Genomic DNA, 17,196 nt, shown 5'->3' with positions numbered 1-17,196 from the left:
ATTTATTGGTATGTAAACAAAATATATATTGAAAAACAGCGCAGGTTCTATGAATAATGAATTGGATAGAGGAGAAGCTTTTAACGAAACGCTAAGAGTTTTATCCCATGATTACTCGGGTCATATGCATTTAATTAGGTTTTGTATTGATGAATTGATGCAGGATCAGGATGAAAATAACCCATTTGTTAAAAAATTAAATCAAGGTCTTGAACGCTTTGAGAATGATTTAAATCTTCTTAAGCAATCAACACCTTATTTCTTAGATGAAGAAGTTCCAATTAGCAAAATCGCTACTAGGGCCTTCGGTCAAGCACGTATCTACTTAAAGAAACATTTTGCAGATTTAACTTGGAATATTGCTAATGATGTAACCGTAAAAGGTTCACAAGCTAACGATTTATGTGAAATCTTGTTCTCTTTTGCCCACTTATTCTCAACTTTGGCAAAAAAAGAAGGAAGAGATACATTCCATATCACCTTAGAAATTAAAGACGAGTTAAGAAAATTAATTTTTATTAAGTCAGAATTAAACAAATACTTAAGACAAGAGTTAGATTCCATCTTAAACTTAGGTGACGAAAACGAAAAATCATTAAGAAGATACATCGGAATTCATAACTTTTTAGCAAAGGGAAAGGATTACGAAATTCTTGATGGGGACAACAATTTATCGGTGAGGTTTGAATTATGACAATGGCAACGGACAAGGAAATTTGGATTTTAGAGGATGATGAGGGATGTCGTTTTGTTTACGAACAAACTCTCGTTCACCGCTACAACAACTTAAGATTTTTTACTTCTATTGAAGAGTTTCAAAATGCTCTATCAAATACTGAAAAGAATCCAGCACTAATCATTGCAGATCTTATGCTTGATGATGGTAACTTCATGACTTACTTAAATCATTCAAAAGATCGTCGTTTAATGGTGATTCCATTTATCATCGTTTCAAGTATCGATGATATTGATGCACTGAGATTCTGTTTTATGGAAGGTGCACTTGATTACTTAACAAAACCATTTAAGAAAAATGAGTTAATCGTTAAGATTGAAAATGTATTCAATGGTAGTCCAAGAAGAATGGTTCAACCAATTGCTCACAAGTCGATGCTGCTAGATGGTAAAGAAGTAGAGCACTTAACTAGTAAACAAAAACAACTACTGGGGCTATTTATTAATTCTCCACATCGTATCGTAAGTCGCGATGATATCTTAGATAATGTTTGGGGAGATACAACTGTTCACCCAAAAACAGTGGATGTTCACTTATATAACCTAAGAAGAAAGCTTCATGATTACGGTTATATTATTCGTTCAGAAGGTGGCGGTAAGTGGTCACTTATTCCTGATACATATGAAAAAGTTGCAAGTTCAGATGAGTCAAATGTTTCATCTAGTTCTAATGACAGTGATAATTCTGTTTCAGAAAATACATATTAATATTTTTTTACATAAATCGCCTCTAATAAAATAGAGGCGATTTTATATTTAGAAGAAGTTGATTTAAAACAATCATTATCGCTATGATTGAGACGAGACGCCAAGTGAATAAACCGAATAGTAGCTTTCGCAAGGAGCTATTAAATTCGAATATCCATTACTGTCACATCGATTTTGATGGAGATTGCATTTATGTGAATGATTTATATCTCGGTTATGGGTTAACTGTTGGCACTAATTTATTTCAATATACTCCTGATGAAAAGAAGGGGTTCTTTCTTGAACAAGTCGAAAGAGTAAAGAATGGTGAAGCTTGCCACTTCTTTTCTGAATCAATCAATTTATTAGGCGAAAGAGATCAGTGGGAGATTTGGCTACAGCCAGGTTATTCAGCTACAGGGACAAGCCCGTCATTTATTGAGGTTTACAGTCGTAATATTAATGCCGGAGCTGAGAATTTTATCTCGACTCTGTTCAAAAATTTCTATACCGCCACCGATGATGATTTATTCATTCTTAATAATCAACTTGTGATCTTAGATATTAATAAGGTAACAAAGCAAAGTCTTGTGGGAAACAAGTTTTCAGAAGTTATCTTTGATGATGAAGAGTATTTGTTCTTCTTAAATACTTTTGAACAAGCAAAACGTTTGGACGGCGTGGCCTTAAAAGTTACTCATCCTATTTATCGCAAGCGTCGTTCTAAAAAAAGATTTTGTCGTATTAGTGTAACCTATATTGTTATTCAAGGTGTTGGACGTTATATGGTTCAAATTCGCGATGTTCATCAAGAACATATCAATCGCGTAACTTTGAAAATGCAAGAAAAGCAATTTGAAGAATTTGAAAGATGGCGCTCTCTTGGACAAATGTCTGCAGGAATTGCACACGAAATAAATAATCCATTATGTATCATACGCATTCAGGCCGAACAGTTGAAAGATCGTTATGCTGGTAAGATCAAGGATTCCGATCCTTCTTATATGAAAAAGTTAGAGAGTATTATTAAGCAAGTGGATCGCATTGAAAATATTGCTAATAGTTTAAAGATTTACTCTCGCTCCTCAAACTCAATTACTAAAGAGATACATAACCTTGATAACTTAATACAGGATTCATTGGGATTATTTCAGGCCCAAACTGGTCGAGAAATTTATATTGATTTTAAAAATCCGTTTAGTGACTTAGAAGTAGCGTGTAAAAAAAATGAGTTCTATCAAATCATTTTAAACTTGCTCACTAACTCTTATCAGGCGGTTCATCAATTTGAATCTCTTGAGAAATGTTGGATAAAAATTTGGGTTGAAGAGTCAATGTTAGATCAGTTCACTATCTACGTACAGGATGGTGGTGATGGGATCAAAGATAATGTTGCTAAAGATATCTTCACTCCATTCTTCACAACGAAAGATGTCGGTGAAGGAACAGGTCTTGGCCTTAGTATTTCGAAAAAGTTAGCATTAGAAAATAATATGATTTTAGATTTTGAAAAAGACTTTGAGTATACAACGTTTTCAATATCGCTAGGCCAAAACATAGTAAGGCCTAGCGTCGATGCTTAAATAATCAATTAGCTATTTAGAACTTCTTGTAGTTGTCCAGATTGGAACATCTCAGTGATAATATCATTACCACCTACAAGCTCACCCTTGAAGTAAAGTTGTGGGTAAGTTGGCCAGTTAGAGTAAACTTTTACACCTTCTCTAATATCCATATCTTCTAAAATGTTAAAAGTCTTATAAGGTTTACCAACAGAGTTTAGCATTGCAATTGTATTTGCTGAAAAACCACACATTGGCATATCAGGTGTACCTTTCATGAATAAGAAAAGGTCAGCAGATCCAATTAGTGCTTCGATTTGCTCATTTAGTTCTTTTGATTTATCGGCACCAGAAACAGCTTCTCCTTGATTGATAGGAGTAGATTCTTTACCTAGAATGTTGAATGGATTATCGCTCATATTGATTCCTTTATTTCCTGAGTTTCATTTGCTCCTATCTTACCTAATAATGGTAGTTTTGGAAATAGCTTAGGGCAAGTGTCAGAAATTATAGATGTTCATTCAACCAGTTACGTAGCTGAATCACTTCATCAATATCAATTTCATGCTCCATTTCATAGGCATGGAATTGTGCATTGGCCCCTAGGCTTACAAGATGATCAATTCCGGCCTTTGTTTGATTAATATCAATTACTGGATCAAGGCTTCCATGAGCGCAAAAAATGGCCGTTTCTTTGAGGCATTTTGACAATTGCTGAGGCCTTCTTTCTGGATAAATTCTAGGGGACATTAGAACAATTCCTCCTAGTTTGTGATCGAGTTGATAGGCCGTCTCAAGACTGACGCAACCACCTTGAGAAAAGCCACCGATAAAGATGTCCGAGTAGTCGATATTGCTATTTTTTTCTACGATCTCATCAATAATCTTCGTTAGAGTTTTTACGCTGTTTTCAATACCAGGCACTGGATTATTAGGTGGAATATCGTACCAACTGTAACCGAAGTAGTACTTCTTTGGCGCGTTTAAGAGCAAGTAACTTAGACCGGTTACATTTATTTCTTGTGTGAATATTTTGTAAGACTCAAGGCTATCGCCTAGCCCGTGTAAGATAATCATAACCTTCTGGGCATTAGTAGGTGTGATGTCACTTGCAGGGATATAAAAAGAGTTTAGTAGTTGTGTGTTTAAGTCAGTTTTCATAGGAGAAAAATAGGTGATTGTGTGTTTTTATTCAAGTTTATTCTAAATTTTTTTTATGAACGGTCGATAGAATACTATCTATTGAATCCACGGAACACAGGAGGAAAATGTGTCAACAACTAGTATTTTAAAAGTTGAAACAAGAAAACCGGGAAGATCAACAACTCAAATGAGAAAAGACGGATATATTCCAGGAACTATTTATGGAAAAGGTTTTGCAGGAGCTCAATTTATGGTTCCAAAGCAAGGTCTTTCAAAATTCCTACATACTTCTGGAAAGGTATTTGAAGTAGAGTTTGAAGGTAAGAAGCACCTTGTAACTCTAGCAGATGTTCAAAGAGGTCACCTCGGGACAGACTTTGTACATTGCTCATTCCATAAAGTATCTGCAAAAGAGAAAGTAGTTATTTCTCTTCCAATCCACTTTGTAGGTGAAGCTATTGGAACGAAAGCAGGTGGTCTAGTTAACTTCAATATGCATGAAGTTGAAGTAGAAGGTCTACCAAAAGATATGCCAGAATTCTTAGAATTCGATATCACTGGTCTTGAGCTTGATGGACACTGGGCACTTGAGCACTTCTCTCTACCAACGGGTCTAGCTTGGTCAATCGATCCAACTGCATCAGTTGTATCTTGTCACCTTCCGAAAGTTGTCGTTGAGCCAGAAGTTGAAGAAACTGAAATGGTTGTTGAGACTCACGCTGACGCAGCTGAAGAAAAAGAAGAAGCAGCTTCATAATTTAAAAATCAATTATGATATAATGAGGGGAGACCAAATGGTCTCCCTTTGTTTTTTGGAGAATACTCAATGAGAAGTTTAGAAACGTGGCTTGAGATGTACGGTGAATCTCATCAGAATAAAACAAATCAACGCATTCACGAAGTATGTGTTCCATTGATTACTTGGTCACTATTAGGAATGCTTTGGGCGATTCCAAAGCCTGCACTCTTTGGCTATTTTAATTGGGCATGGGCCTTTGTTATTCTTGCTAGTCTTTTTTATCTTTCACTAAAAAACTTAAAGGCCATCACTGTCGCTCTTAGCTTAGTGATTCCATTTATGCTCTTAACACAATTCTTTCTTGTTAATTTTTTAGCGGAATATTTTTTTATTACTTGGATTGTTGTCTTTGTTGTTGCTTGGGTTGGGCAGTTTATTGGTCACAAAATAGAAGGAAAGAAGCCTTCTTTTTTTGAAGATCTTCAATTCCTTCTTATTGGACCTATTTGGATTTTTCTAGGTAAGAAGTCCTAGCGCTAGTTGCGCCAGAAATCTTCGTGATAATTAAAGTTTGTTAGCTCTTTCACCTTTTGAAGGTAGATGTGAATTTGCGGAGGAAATTGATACTCTGGAAAGATGTACATTCCCCATATATGTGATGCTAGAAGGATATCTAGAATCGTAAACTTGTCGCTTTCATAGTAAGGTAAAAGTTTTGCTGGAAGCTGAGTCAGCGTTTGTTCAAAGCTATGTAAGTATTCTACTTTATTTTGCGCAAGTAAGTGAAATGGGCCACGCTTAGCAGACTTTTTATTAATAAAGTATTCTCTTGCCTCTGGAGTGAACTCTTTTGACCACGCCCAGTAAGGCATGCATAAGTTATGAACATCTTTTCCAAGTTGATCGAGGTAATCATTAAGCAGCTTAAAGCTTTCGCTATCTAATTTTGAGAGATTCAAATCTTTATCGCTGTGAATTGCAAGGGCCTTGATAATATCAAGTGATTCGTTCATAATGACGCCATCAATTTCCATAATTGGTAACATCTTTGTGCCAGTAAGCTCGACAGGTGTCTTCTCATCATTGTAATCTAGTACAATTGATTCATACTCGATTTCGAAGAAACCAAGTGCCATGCGAACTCTTACACAAAATGGACAATGGATATAGTGATATAGTTTCATATAAATTCCTTTCGGGTTTATGCGTCATTACGTATTAGTAAATAATAGTACAATATTGTTAAGAATTATTTAAGGAAAAACAATGTCATTAGCAATGCTCTATAAAGAAAGAAAATTTTGGCCTCTATTTTGGACGATGTTCCTTGGTGCCGCAAACGATAACGTATTTAAAAATGCTCTAATTATCTTAATTACATATAAGAATGTCTCACTATTTGGACTGGGTGCAGAATCATTAGTCGCTTTTGCTGGTGGTGCTTTCATTCTTCCTTATGTTTTATTTTCTGCTACATCTGGTCAAATTTCAGATCACTACGACAAGGCGCAAGTTATTAAGGTAACAAAATTTACTGAGCTTGCATTTATGCTTTGTGGAGCGATTGGTTTCGTTACAGAGAGTTACGGACTGTTAATGTTTACACTCTTTTTAATGGGTGCTCAGTCGTCATTCTTTTCACCAGTTAAGTTCTCGTCTTTAAGAACAATTTTAAAAGATGAAGAGCTAACGACAGGAACAGCACTTATTGGTGGAGGAACTTTTATTGCAATTCTTATTGGTACAATCATTGGAGGGCTTGCCGCTGCAGCACCTGATGCTACTGATACGGCCGCTTTTGCAATCCTAATATTTGCGGTACTTGGTGTTATTACAGCACGTTTTCAAAATAAAATTAACGATATTAATAATGATGTAAAAATTGATTACACATTTGTTAAACCAACATTTCAACTTCTCATTAACTCTGTAAAAGAGAAGAACTCTTTCCGTGCAATGATGGGAGTTTCATGGTTCTGGTTTCTAGGCTCATTTGTTCTTTCAGTTATGCCGGCCATTATTAAAAATGTTTTCTACGGAAGTGAAATGGTTGCCTCAATCTTTATGGCGACATTTACAGTAGGGATGGGGCTTGGTTCTTGGATTTGCTCAAAGCTATCTGGTAAGAGAATTGAAGTGGGAATGGTTCCTGTTGCAGCAGTGGGGATGTCGCTAGCTGTTTTTGATCTTTACTATGTTTCTACACAGTGGCCAATGTCAGTGACAGGCGCTTTGATGCCACCTGCTGAATTTTTTGCACAACCACTTGCTCTAAGAGCAATTATTGATCTTCTACTTATTACAATATTTGGTGGGAATTTCTATATCTCACAATTAACTTTTATGCAGCATAGTGCACCTCTTGAGAAGCTTGCGAGAACAATCGCGGCCAATAATATTTGGAATGCTATCTTTATGGTTGTTGCAGCTGTTTCAATTATTCTTCTTAAGAGTGCTGGCGCAACGGCTCTAGATAATTTACTTATCCTTGGTGGCCTTAATCTGATCTATGCAGGAATTTGCTACTACTTCTTCCATGAAGAAATGTGGCGCTTTCTTGTGCAGCTTTTAACGACTTTTCTTTATGATATTCAAATTGAAGGTGAAGAAAATATTCCAAAAGAAGGAAGGCTTGTTATTGCTGCCAACCACACTTCGTTTGTCGATTGGGGTGTCGTTATGAGTCTTTCTCCAAGACCTATTCGCTGGGTAATTGACCACCGCTATTATAATATTCCAGGGCTTAAGCAATTCTTTATGCAAGGACATTTGATTCCGATCGCTACAAGAAGAGAGGACCCAAGGGTTCTTGATGAAGCTTATTCAAAACTAAATAGCACTCTAAATGAAGAGCGCTGTGTAGGCTTCTTTCCTGAGGGGTGGATTACTCGTGATGGTGAGCCTAGAAAGTATCAGCCTGGTATTAAGAAGGTTGTAGAGCAAACGAATGCTCAAGTCGTTCCAATTGTTATTAAAGGTCTATGGGGAAGTTTCTATTCTTTTTCTGGAAAAGGTGTTTTTAAAGGAATCCGTTGGAATTTTTTAAAACGTAGAAAAATCAAAGTAGTTATTCTACCTTCTATTACACCTGAAAACTTTTGTTATAAAGATCTAGAAGAAAAAATGGTCGTTGAATATAAAAAGCCTCTGTAAAACAGAGGCTTTTTTTTTAAGGTGTCACGATATTAAATGTATTAGGAAAAGTATCTAATGTTTCATTAAGGGCATCGAAAACTTTCTTATCCCCACTATAGTTAATATTTTTCTCATCAAGCTCAGCAAAGGAAACTGCTCCCATTGCAAGCTTAACTAATTGTCCATGCTTTAAGTTAATTGATGCATTATCATCTGAAGCGAGCTGGCGATTTTGTTCTTGAGGTCTTTTCTTTGAATAGTTAAGAACACTATTTCTAAGGGTTAAGTAGTACCTTTGATTCCTATCTGTAATATTTAATTCAAGTGTTAAGTCTGTGCCATTGGCCTTTTCAGAATTAACTCTAACAGAGAGATAATCTAAGAGTAATTCAGTATCCATTTGAGATAAAATTGCAGGTGAGGCCGTTGCCGGTGCTGGCCGACCAACTCCGTAACGTAATTCTTGAGCTGCTTGAACATAGAAATTTCTCCAAGTCGCATTCTCGGATTGATAGGCCAATTGTTCATAAGTGTCTGCCAGAAGTTGCTTTGCTTTCACATTTTTTGGTTGTGCAAAGACAAGCTTATTTAAGACTTCTGCAACAAAGCGATACTCCCCAATTTTATAATCTTTGATGGCCATTTCTAAGACGTCTCCAGCTCCTCCCATATAAGCAATTGTTCTCTTTGCTGATTCTACTTCTGGGAGCGGATTTAGGTGAGCAGGATTACCATCAAAGAAGCCAAGATACTTATCATATACTGCTCGCGTGTTATGGCTTAGGCTTCCGTAGTAGCCACGATTGGCAAAGTTTCTGGCGAGATTTCTATTTAACTTAATACTATCTGATAGCTCAGTTCCAGAAAGACCTTTGTTTAAACGGTTTACGGACTGGTCATGAATAAATTTGTACAAGTCTCTTTGAGAGGCCATATGTGAGACGACGCGATCATTTCCAAAGGTCGGCCAGTGATGTGAATTAAAAAGGACTTCGGCCTTACTGTACTTTTCAAGCCCTCTTTGAATATGCTTTGACCATTTTAGACTATCTCTTACCTGTGCACCTCTTAAGGTTTGTATATTATGCATTGTATGGCTTAAGATTTCTGCTCCACAAAGTGCATTGTCTCTTGGGAAGTAGGCCATCATCTCTGTTGGAGCTTCCGCTCCTGGTGTAAACATGAACTCAATAGTTACTCCGTCTACGACTAAGCTTTTATCTCTATCAATTATTGTTGTGGGTTTAGCAATGGCGTATTCACCATTAGCAGTGTAGCTTCCTAGTCCTGTCCCAACAGAGCCTTGAGGCCCGAAGTCTAATGTTCGAGCATACATATATTCTGCACGTCGACTCATGGCCGTTCCTGCAATGACATTTTCACTTACTGACTCATAGACAAAATCCTTGGAAGCGATAACTTGAATCTTGCCGCTTTCAAGTTCGCGTTTACTGGCAATTCCATAGACTCCACCAAAGTGATCAAGATGAGAGTGTGTGAAAATAATGGCCGTTACAGGTAGATTTTCTACATTCTTTCTAACGAGTTCTAAAGCTGTCTTTGCAGTCTCTGTTGTCATTAGAGGATCAATAACAATCCATCCTTTTTTTCCACGAATAAAGGAAACATTTGCAAGATCAATTCCTCTTACTTGGTAGATATGGTCAGTGACACGAAAGAGTCCATTGATTGATGTTAGTTGCGATTGACGCCAAAGACTTGGGTTTACTGTTTCAGGTGGCTTTCCTTGTGTGAGGGAAGGAAATTTAGCAGGATCAAAAATCTCTTTCATTCCATCTTTTGATTTAATTGGCCCTTCAAGTTTTGCAATAAAACCCTTTTGAGAATCTTTAAAGTCTCGATCATCATCAAAGTTTAACTCTTGGGAAACGGCCTTGTGAGAATCCAGAGTGTGCCTTGATGCAGGCTTAGGATCATTAGTGAATGAATATCTTTCAGCTCGGGTACAACCTAGTAGTGAGATTAAGAGTAGGGCGGGGGTAATGAGATAGAGTAATTTTTTGGAATGAAACACGATTCCTCCTTATTGCATTATTAGAGTTACTTGAAGGGGATATCGGTTTTAGCGTATTTTAAAATGGCCTAAGAAAGGTAATAAAAAGGCCTCATTTCTGAGGCCTATATTTAATTAGAATTGATTAATCATTGCATCTGCATCAAAGCCAAATTTCTTATAAAGCTCAAGTGCAGTGTATGAAGACTGACCAAAGTGGCCATCATTTCCAAGTGACTTCAGATTAAATTCAAGTCCCTCTTGTTTTAGAGCATGACAAAGCATTGCTCCAGCACCAGCTGTTAGTTGGTGATCTTCAACAGTTACAATTTTATTTCCATTCTTTGCTAGCTGATCCTTGAATGTTTCAACATCAATCTTGTTAATAAATGGATTATTGATAACAGTAATATTTTTACCTTTTGCTTCAAGTTCTGTCGCAGCTTTAAGAGCTTGTTGTACAAGTGGACCGTGAGTTACGATAATTCCGTCCGTACCCTGTCTTAGAACTTGAGCTTTGGCCCAACCGTAGTTTGCACCATCAATATATGAAACTGGATGTTTTTCACGGCCAAAGAAAAATACAGTTGTTTCTGGTGTTTTTCCTTTGTTTACTGCTTCTTCGTATCTCTTAATTGCTTGATACATTAGGCTTTCAGCTTCTTCTTTCGTTGAAAGAGCAATGACTGTTGTATTTGGAATTCCTGCTACAGCAGAGAAGTAAGTTGTTGCTTGGTGTGAAGCACCGTCAGCAGCATCTTGGAAACCTGTATGTGAGAACAAACAAATCACAGCACCTTGAGAAAGCTGAGACATGATTAAAGGAAGATTTCCTTTTGTTACACCAAATTGTGCAAAAGTATCAACAACAGGAATGAATCCTTGTTTTGCCATACCAACTGCAGTTGAAACCATATTCGATTCTGCAATACCAATATCAACATAGTGATTAGGGAATTCTTTATGGAAGCCTGAAACACCAGTTGAACCTGCAAGATCTGAAGTTACAGAAAAAACTGGAAGCCCTTCTTTTGTTGCTTTAATCATAGCATTTGCAAGACCTGGCTGAACCTTGTCTGAAGGGGCCGAAGACTTAGAAGCCTCTTTTGGAGCTGGCTTTGAAGATAGGATTTCATTTGCCCAATTTTTAAACTCTTCTGGACAAGTTTCACCAGTATAAATTTCATCAAGAAATGAAATTAATTTTTCATCATATGCTCCAAGAGGATAACCATGACCACCAGACTTTGCTTCTTCAGTTGATTTTACACCGTAACCTTTGATTGTTTTGATAACAAGAGCAATTGGCTTAAGTTCATTTGATTTTGCTTTTGCAATATTTTCTTCGATTGCTTGATAAACTCTTTCTAGGTCGTGTCCTTCTTCAACTCTTACAAGATCCCAACCCATTTCTCTAAGAGCAAGGAAGCTTCCTTTCATATCGAAGCTATCTTCAGTAATACGCCCACCAAGTTTTGTATTATTATCACTGATAATCATAACAAATGGATTCATTTTACCTTTTTGTGCAAGACCAGGAATTGCGGCCATCGCTTCACGAGCTTCACCTTCCATACAACCACCGTCAGAGATTGTACAAACAGTTACACGATCATTTCCAATTGCCTTATCTGCAAGAGCAAGACCTTGTGCCTGAGGAAGTCCTGAACCAAGTGGGCCATTTGAAATGAAAACACCTTCTGGATTTAAGTGAGCTTCACCGTGACCAGTAAGTTTTGATGTTATTGAACGGAAGCCTCTTAGACTTTCAAATGTAAGTCCATCAAAACCAAGATTTGCACGAAGAGCGTAAATTCCATTTTCTGCGTGACCAGCATCGTTTACGAAGTTAAATTTCTCAAACCAATTTGGTCCTTGTGAGAACATAATCGAGTGAAGAGCACTCATCATCTCTGCGAAGGCCGCAGGTCCACCCCAGTGGCAAGCTGCTCCACCAATAACTGCGTGTTGATTCATTAGGGCCACAAGAGCTCTTGTTGCTTTTGGGTCTGCAAGAGTGATTTCCTCTCCCGCTAAGTTATGAATTTTAGTTGCATAGATTGGGGCATTTGTTGGTGCCGTTGCAAGATGATTTTTTACTTTTAATGGGCTGATAGTTGCAGTCATTAACTTCTCCGAATTCGTTGATTTTCAATAACTTATAAAAGGTATCATGAGGGAATTTTTTCTGGCCAGAGAATATTTGCTGACCCATTAGATTGGCACTTTAGGCCAAATGTGTAAAACCTAAATGCTTGAAAATACAGTAACTATAAATTTATTAAGTTTTATTTTAGAATGACGATAAAATCTATAGAAATCGTTGTTAAACAGTTTTTATGTATCTGAAATAACATGAAGGTGATAGCTATGTGTGATGCGTGTTCAGCTGCAGGGCGTAACTGGTCTTTGGCCAACGGACCTCGCAGAAGTAAAATGATTAAGGCAAGACTATACTCAAGCTTCAATGGAAGAGAAGTTAAAATTAAACTTTGCTATCTGTGTTCCATCAAATTATTTATGGGTGGAGAAGAACTCTTTTTAAAAGATAATCCTTCATTAAGTTATGAATTATCGACTCAACACGCTGGTAGTGAATTTGATTTTTAAGCAATATTAATTGACCCATTATTTTTAGAATAGATACAATACCACCTTAGCAAGGTGGTTTTTTTATGCAAAATTTTTCGCAATTTCGTTCCTCGTTCGTGAATGATGAATTTCTCTATGGTGAAAGCTCTATTGAAGTCCTTAATAAATACGATCAAAGTATTTTAAATGAAGTTGATCTCTTAGCTTCTCACCAATACGAAAAGGTTATTCAATCTTCACAAAATGCATTCGAAGAATATAAAAATTTTGATAGTGCCCAAAGAAGTAAATTACTATTTAAGCTTGCTGACTTTTTAGAAGAAGAGGCTTCGTTCTTTTCTCATTTAATATGTATGGAAGCGGGAAAGCCAATATCATATGCAAAGGGTGAGGTTGCTCGTTGTGTGGAAACAATTAGGCTCTCTGCTGAAAAAGCTCGTCATCACAGCAGTGAAACGCCTGACCTTTCATATGGGCCTGGTGCAGATAAGATGGCCATTATTCGCCATGAACCGGAAGGGATTATTTTTGGTATCTCTCCATTTAACTTTCCACTAAACCTTGCACTTCATAAAATCGCTCCTGCACTTGCTGTCGGATGTAGCATTATTGTTAAACCATCACCACAAACTCCAATTACTCTACTTGCTTTTGCAAAGCTACTTTCAAGAGTTGGTTTTCCAAAAGGAGTTGTGAATATTGTTATTTGTGAAGATGCTCTTGCACAAAGATTTTTAGAAGATGAAAGAATTAGTGTTTTCTCTTTTACGGGAAGTGCAAAAGTTGGTTGGGCGCTAAAGGCCTTAAGTGGAAAGAAGAAGTGTCTTCTTGAGCTTGGTGGTAATGCGGCCGTTATCGTTAATGACGTTGAAGATATGGAAGCTGTGACAGCTCAAATTGTTAATGGCTCTTTCTTATATTCAGGACAAATTTGTATCTCAACTCAGAGAGTTTTTATTGCCAGTGAAATCTTTGATGAATTTGTTGAATTATTTCTTGAGCAGGTCGAGACAATTGGTTCAGGTGACCCAAAAGATGAGAGTGTGATTAATGGCCCTGTCATCAATGAAGGTGCTCTTGAGAGAATTCATCAGTGGGTACAAGAGGCCATATCAAATGGGGCCGAGCTTCTGTGTGGTGGGCATATTATTGATGAAGACCACCATATTTATGCTCCAACAGTTTTAACTAATACAGATTTGGATATGAAGGTTGTTTCAGAGGAAATCTTCGGTCCTGTCGTGATTTTAGAGCCTTATGACTCATTTTCAGAGGCCATTGAGCTTGTAAATGATTCAAAATATGGACTCCAAGCTGGTGTTTTTACAAACAGCTTAGTAAATATGAAGGAAGCAAGTCAAAGAATCGATGTTGGAGGAATTATCTTCAATAACGTCCCAGGATTTCGCATGGATGCCATGCCTTATGGAGGGATAAAAGATTCTGGACTTGGACGTGAGGGGATCGCGTATGCGATGGAAGATTACACTCGAAAGAAGTTAATCTTATTCTAAAAATTTAGAGGGGAGAGAGGATGAAATCACTACTTTTACTACTAATTAGTTTATCTGCATTTTCATACGCACCAGATTGGGGACGTGATGCTAAAATTGAAAAGGGTGAGAATCGCGAAAACCTCTACCAACTATCTCAAGATGAATACGAACAAGTAACTCAAGATGGACTAAAGCACGCACTGGTTTGGCCAGTTAGTGTAACAGGACTTCTTATTCCATATGAAGCTTTTAATAATTTCTTTGAACTACGCGACGAAAAATTTGTAAACTTTGTTTTAACGACACTTGGTGAAAAGAAGTTTGGTGTTAATAGTGTTGAATCTTTCTATCAATGGCTAGGACTTAATCCATATAATAATGAAGATGCAACGGGGATTTATCGTATCCCTTATCCAGAAGGGCACAAGCCTGATTATTATATGGGAGCTAGTATTGTTGATACTCAGTGGGGAAAAGGGCTAACTTTTAGCTGTGCCACTTGTCACTCAGCAAGCCTTTTTGGAACAACTGTTATGGGCCTAACAAATAAAACAGTGAAGGCCAATGAACTTTTTGTTAAAGCAAAAAAACTTCTTCCATTTATTCCGACGAAGACATTTCAAAAAGTAACAAATGCAACAGATGGTGAAGTTGCAATGCTTAAGAGAACAAAGAAGAATATCCACTCTGTTGGAGCAACATCACCAATGGTACTTGGACTTGATACTTCACTTCCTCAAGTTGCTCTCTCTCTTGCTCATCGTAAACAAGATGAGTACGCATCAAAGTCTAAACTTAATGAAGTCTTTCCAAGATTTAATCCTCTTGTTTCAACAGTTGCCGACTCTAAGCCAATGCCATGGTGGACGCTTAAGTATAAAACTCGTTGGCTATCAGATGGATCAATTGTTGCAGGTAACCCAATCTTCACAAACTTCCTGTGGAATGAACTTGGGCGTGGAACAGATTTATATGAATTAGAAAAATGGTTACAAGATAATCCTGAAATTATTAAAGAGCTTACGGCTGCTGCCTTCTCAACAAAAGCACCACGTATTGATGATTTCTTTGATGTGTCACGTATTGATATTGAATCAGCAAAGCGAGGACAAAAGCATTTTGAGAATCGTTGTCAGAAATGTCACGGAGAGTACCAGAAGAATTGGGATCTTCCTTTTTCTGCACTTATGTCCAAGAGTGAACAAATTAAGACGAAAAAGCTTATCTATCATGAAAAGACACCTGTTAAGGATGTTGGAACAGATCCTCTTCGCTATCAAGGTACAGCATACTTTGCTGAGGCTTTAAATGAATTAGCAATTTCTAAATGGATGAAGACTGTTGTGGAGCCACAAAAAGGATATGTACCACCACCACTAAACGGAATCTGGGCCCGTTGGCCATATATGCACAATAATTCAATTCCAAATCTTTGTGAGCTAATGACTCCGCCAGCGCAAAGAGTAAAAGAGTTCTATCAGATCCCAGCAGTTGATCCGATGCTAGACTTTGATTATGATTGTAATGGCTTTCCTGTTGGAATGGATATTCCTGAGGAGCGCAGAATTAGAGAAGCTTACTACAATACAAAGTTACCAGGGCTTTCAAACTCAGGTCACTACGAACGAATCTTTACGGATAAAGAGGGTAATGAACTACTTAGTGATGAGGATAAATCGGATCTTCGTATGTTCTTAAGAACATTATAATGACATTTTATCTCGATACTTATATTGCTCATCGTGGTTTACACGACGAAAAAAAACCTGAAAATACGATGGCCGCTTTTAAGGCGGCCATTAAACATAATTATGCTATTGAGTTAGACGTTCACTTATCAAGTGATGGCCATGTGGTGGTCTTTCACGACGAAACCCTAGAGCGTCTAACGGGCAGCAATGGCAAAGTATCTCAATACACTCTCGATAGCTTAAAACAGCTCTATATCAAAGAAACAAAAGAGAAGATTCCTACTCTTAAGGAAGTCCTCGATCTTGTTAATGGACAAGTTCCTCTTATCATTGAACTGAAGGTTATCGAACACAATGGAGAGCTTGAGTCTGAAGTCATGAAACTTCTTCAAGGCTATGAAGGGGATTATACGATTCAATCCTTTAATCCATTTTGTTTAAAGTGGTTTCGAAAGCACTATCCGGCCGTTATTTTGGGCCTACTTGTAACAAGAGATTTTAGTGATACAAGCCTTAATCCTCTCAAGCAAAAGATTCTTGAGAATATGACTTTTATTCCAGTTATCAGGCCAGATTATATTGGACTAGATATCGATACATACTCAAAGCTACAGCTTAGCATTATCAAGCATTTTACTTTTAATAATATTGTCTTTTGGACAGTAAGAACTAAAGAACAAATGAGGACAGCTAAGCGATTAGGTGCTAATATTATATTTGAGAATATTAAACCTTGAGTTAATTTATGAAAAAAATCGTAATTACAATTATCATACTTGCCATCGCAGCTGGTGGTTTCTACTTTTTCAATACAAAACAATCTAAGACAAATATTGCTAACGATAAAAACTCTCTAGAAGTGATGACTTCTCAAGTTAATGTCGTCGAATTTGAGGATACTCCTGCTAAGAAAGTTGCTGCAGAAAGTGAGGAGGCCCAAACTCTTGGTGCCAATGAGGGAACTCCAAACCTAGATCTTGATGTTGTTGATGATGAAGAACTTGAAAGAAGGCTAGAGGCAAAAGAAGAAGAATTTGATCGCCTTGAAGAAGAGTGGCTTACAAATGTAAAAGAGTTATTTATTAATGACCTTGGGCTTACTGAGAAAGAATATAAAGATTACCTCAGTATGAGAGAGGGTCTTTTCAATGATAAGGTTTCTGCATTTGAAGAAATGCATGATCAATTAGAAGAAAAGTATGGTGAAAACTATACTTATAATCCAACTGAAGAAGAAATGGCGTTTGATCGTGAAATTCAAAAAAAGTATGACGATCTACTACTTCAAAAAATTGGAAAAGATGCTTTCATTAAGTATCTTGAACTAAGAGATCGCACAAATGAGAAAATCTTAGAGGCGACAAAGGCAAATGACGCCGCCATGCTAATGGAGTTTTAGGGG

16 protein-coding genes are annotated in these 17,196 nt (G+C 37.1%); 11 read left to right on the top strand and 5 right to left on the bottom strand.

The genetic code is table 11. From position 1 onward, the window contains the following. Positions 1 to 28: 28 nt before the first annotated feature. From ACMAYX_RS05130 to ACMAYX_RS05120, 3 genes are all read left to right on the top strand, one after another. On the top strand, positions 29 to 694 hold the full coding sequence (locus tag ACMAYX_RS05130; protein WP_412471642.1) for a hypothetical protein: 666 nt from the start codon (positions 29 to 31) through the stop codon (positions 692 to 694). After that, entirely contained in the window at positions 691 to 1,443 is a 753-nt protein-coding gene (locus tag ACMAYX_RS05125; protein ID WP_103216591.1) for a response regulator transcription factor, read from the top strand. The genes ACMAYX_RS05130 and ACMAYX_RS05125 overlap by 4 nt, the downstream gene beginning before the upstream one ends. A 104-nt stretch (positions 1,444 to 1,547) precedes the next feature. Further along, the gene (locus ACMAYX_RS05120; RefSeq protein WP_158246767.1) at positions 1,548 to 3,005 is read left to right on the top strand and encodes a two-component system sensor histidine kinase NtrB; all 1,458 of its coding nucleotides are present in this window, start codon (positions 1,548 to 1,550) and stop codon (positions 3,003 to 3,005) included. An 8-nt stretch (positions 3,006 to 3,013) separates the two neighbouring features. Here ACMAYX_RS05120 and grxD read toward each other — a convergent pair whose 3' ends face one another. Together grxD and ACMAYX_RS05110 are read right to left on the bottom strand one after the other, a co-directional pair. Next, on the bottom strand, positions 3,014 to 3,403 hold the full coding sequence (gene grxD, locus ACMAYX_RS05115) for a Grx4 family monothiol glutaredoxin (protein WP_103216593.1): 390 nt from the start codon (positions 3,401 to 3,403) through the stop codon (positions 3,014 to 3,016). An 88-nt stretch (positions 3,404 to 3,491) separates the two neighbouring features. Further along, positions 3,492 to 4,145 (bottom strand): alpha/beta hydrolase, encoded by a 654-nt coding sequence (locus ACMAYX_RS05110; RefSeq protein ID WP_392991145.1) that lies wholly within the window; start codon positions 4,143 to 4,145, stop codon positions 3,492 to 3,494. 109 nt (positions 4,146 to 4,254) lie between these two features. On the opposite strand from ACMAYX_RS05110, the gene ACMAYX_RS05105 reads away from it, so the two are divergent. Continuing rightward, positions 4,255 to 4,884 carry a 50S ribosomal protein L25 gene (locus tag ACMAYX_RS05105; protein ID WP_103216595.1) on the top strand — a complete coding sequence of 210 codons (630 nt, stop codon included), beginning with the start codon at positions 4,255 to 4,257 and terminating at the stop codon, positions 4,882 to 4,884. A 69-nt stretch (positions 4,885 to 4,953) separates the two neighbouring features. Beyond that, positions 4,954 to 5,400, top strand: a complete 447-nt coding sequence (locus ACMAYX_RS05100; RefSeq protein ID WP_103216596.1) for a DUF962 domain-containing protein — start codon at positions 4,954 to 4,956, stop codon at positions 5,398 to 5,400. A gap of 2 nt (positions 5,401 to 5,402) precedes the next feature. Here the strand turns inward: ACMAYX_RS05100 and grxB are convergent, their stop codons facing one another. After that, positions 5,403 to 6,050 (bottom strand): glutaredoxin 2, encoded by a 648-nt coding sequence (gene grxB, locus ACMAYX_RS05095; RefSeq protein WP_412471641.1) that lies wholly within the window; start codon positions 6,048 to 6,050, stop codon positions 5,403 to 5,405. A gap of 82 nt (positions 6,051 to 6,132) precedes the next feature. Here grxB and ACMAYX_RS05090 point away from each other — a divergent pair, with 82 nt between their 5' ends. Further along, positions 6,133 to 8,019 carry an MFS transporter gene (locus ACMAYX_RS05090; protein ID WP_412471640.1) on the top strand — a complete coding sequence of 629 codons (1,887 nt, stop codon included), beginning with the start codon at positions 6,133 to 6,135 and terminating at the stop codon, positions 8,017 to 8,019. A 16-nt stretch (positions 8,020 to 8,035) separates the two neighbouring features. Here ACMAYX_RS05090 and ACMAYX_RS05085 read toward each other — a convergent pair whose 3' ends face one another. Next, positions 8,036 to 10,036: an alkyl/aryl-sulfatase gene (locus ACMAYX_RS05085; RefSeq protein ID WP_412471639.1), complete on the bottom strand. Its 2,001-nt coding sequence runs from the start codon at positions 10,034 to 10,036 to the stop codon at positions 8,036 to 8,038. Between the two features lie 114 nt (positions 10,037 to 10,150). Continuing rightward, entirely contained in the window at positions 10,151 to 12,142 is a 1,992-nt protein-coding gene (locus ACMAYX_RS05080; protein WP_392991150.1) for a transketolase C-terminal domain-containing protein, read from the bottom strand. Between the two features lie 243 nt (positions 12,143 to 12,385). On the opposite strand from ACMAYX_RS05080, the gene ACMAYX_RS05075 reads away from it, so the two are divergent. From ACMAYX_RS05075 to ACMAYX_RS05055, 5 genes are all read left to right on the top strand, one after another. Then, positions 12,386 to 12,625, top strand: coding sequence for a hypothetical protein (locus tag ACMAYX_RS05075; RefSeq protein WP_103216601.1), 240 nt, complete (start codon positions 12,386 to 12,388; stop codon positions 12,623 to 12,625). A gap of 65 nt (positions 12,626 to 12,690) precedes the next feature. Then, positions 12,691 to 14,121, top strand: coding sequence for an aldehyde dehydrogenase family protein (locus tag ACMAYX_RS05070; RefSeq protein WP_103216602.1), 1,431 nt, complete (start codon positions 12,691 to 12,693; stop codon positions 14,119 to 14,121). Positions 14,122 to 14,141: 20 nt separating this feature from the next. Beyond that, positions 14,142 to 15,812: a hypothetical protein gene (locus ACMAYX_RS05065; RefSeq protein ID WP_103216603.1), complete on the top strand. Its 1,671-nt coding sequence runs from the start codon at positions 14,142 to 14,144 to the stop codon at positions 15,810 to 15,812. Next, a complete protein-coding gene (locus ACMAYX_RS05060) occupies positions 15,812 to 16,531 on the top strand; it encodes a glycerophosphodiester phosphodiesterase family protein (protein ID WP_103216604.1) in 720 nt (239 codons plus the stop codon). Before ACMAYX_RS05065 ends, ACMAYX_RS05060 begins: the two co-directional genes overlap by 1 nt. A gap of 8 nt (positions 16,532 to 16,539) precedes the next feature. Further along, a complete protein-coding gene (locus ACMAYX_RS05055) occupies positions 16,540 to 17,193 on the top strand; it encodes a hypothetical protein (protein WP_412471638.1) in 654 nt (217 codons plus the stop codon). The last annotated feature ends 3 nt before the right edge of the window (positions 17,194 to 17,196 follow it).

The organism is Halobacteriovorax sp. RT-2-3 (genome assembly GCF_047085075.1).
GTDB lineage: Bacteria > Bdellovibrionota > Bacteriovoracia > Bacteriovoracales > Bacteriovoracaceae > Halobacteriovorax_A.
Note: the sequence above shows the minus strand (reverse complement) of the source record. Positions and strands in the feature narration are given on the sequence as shown.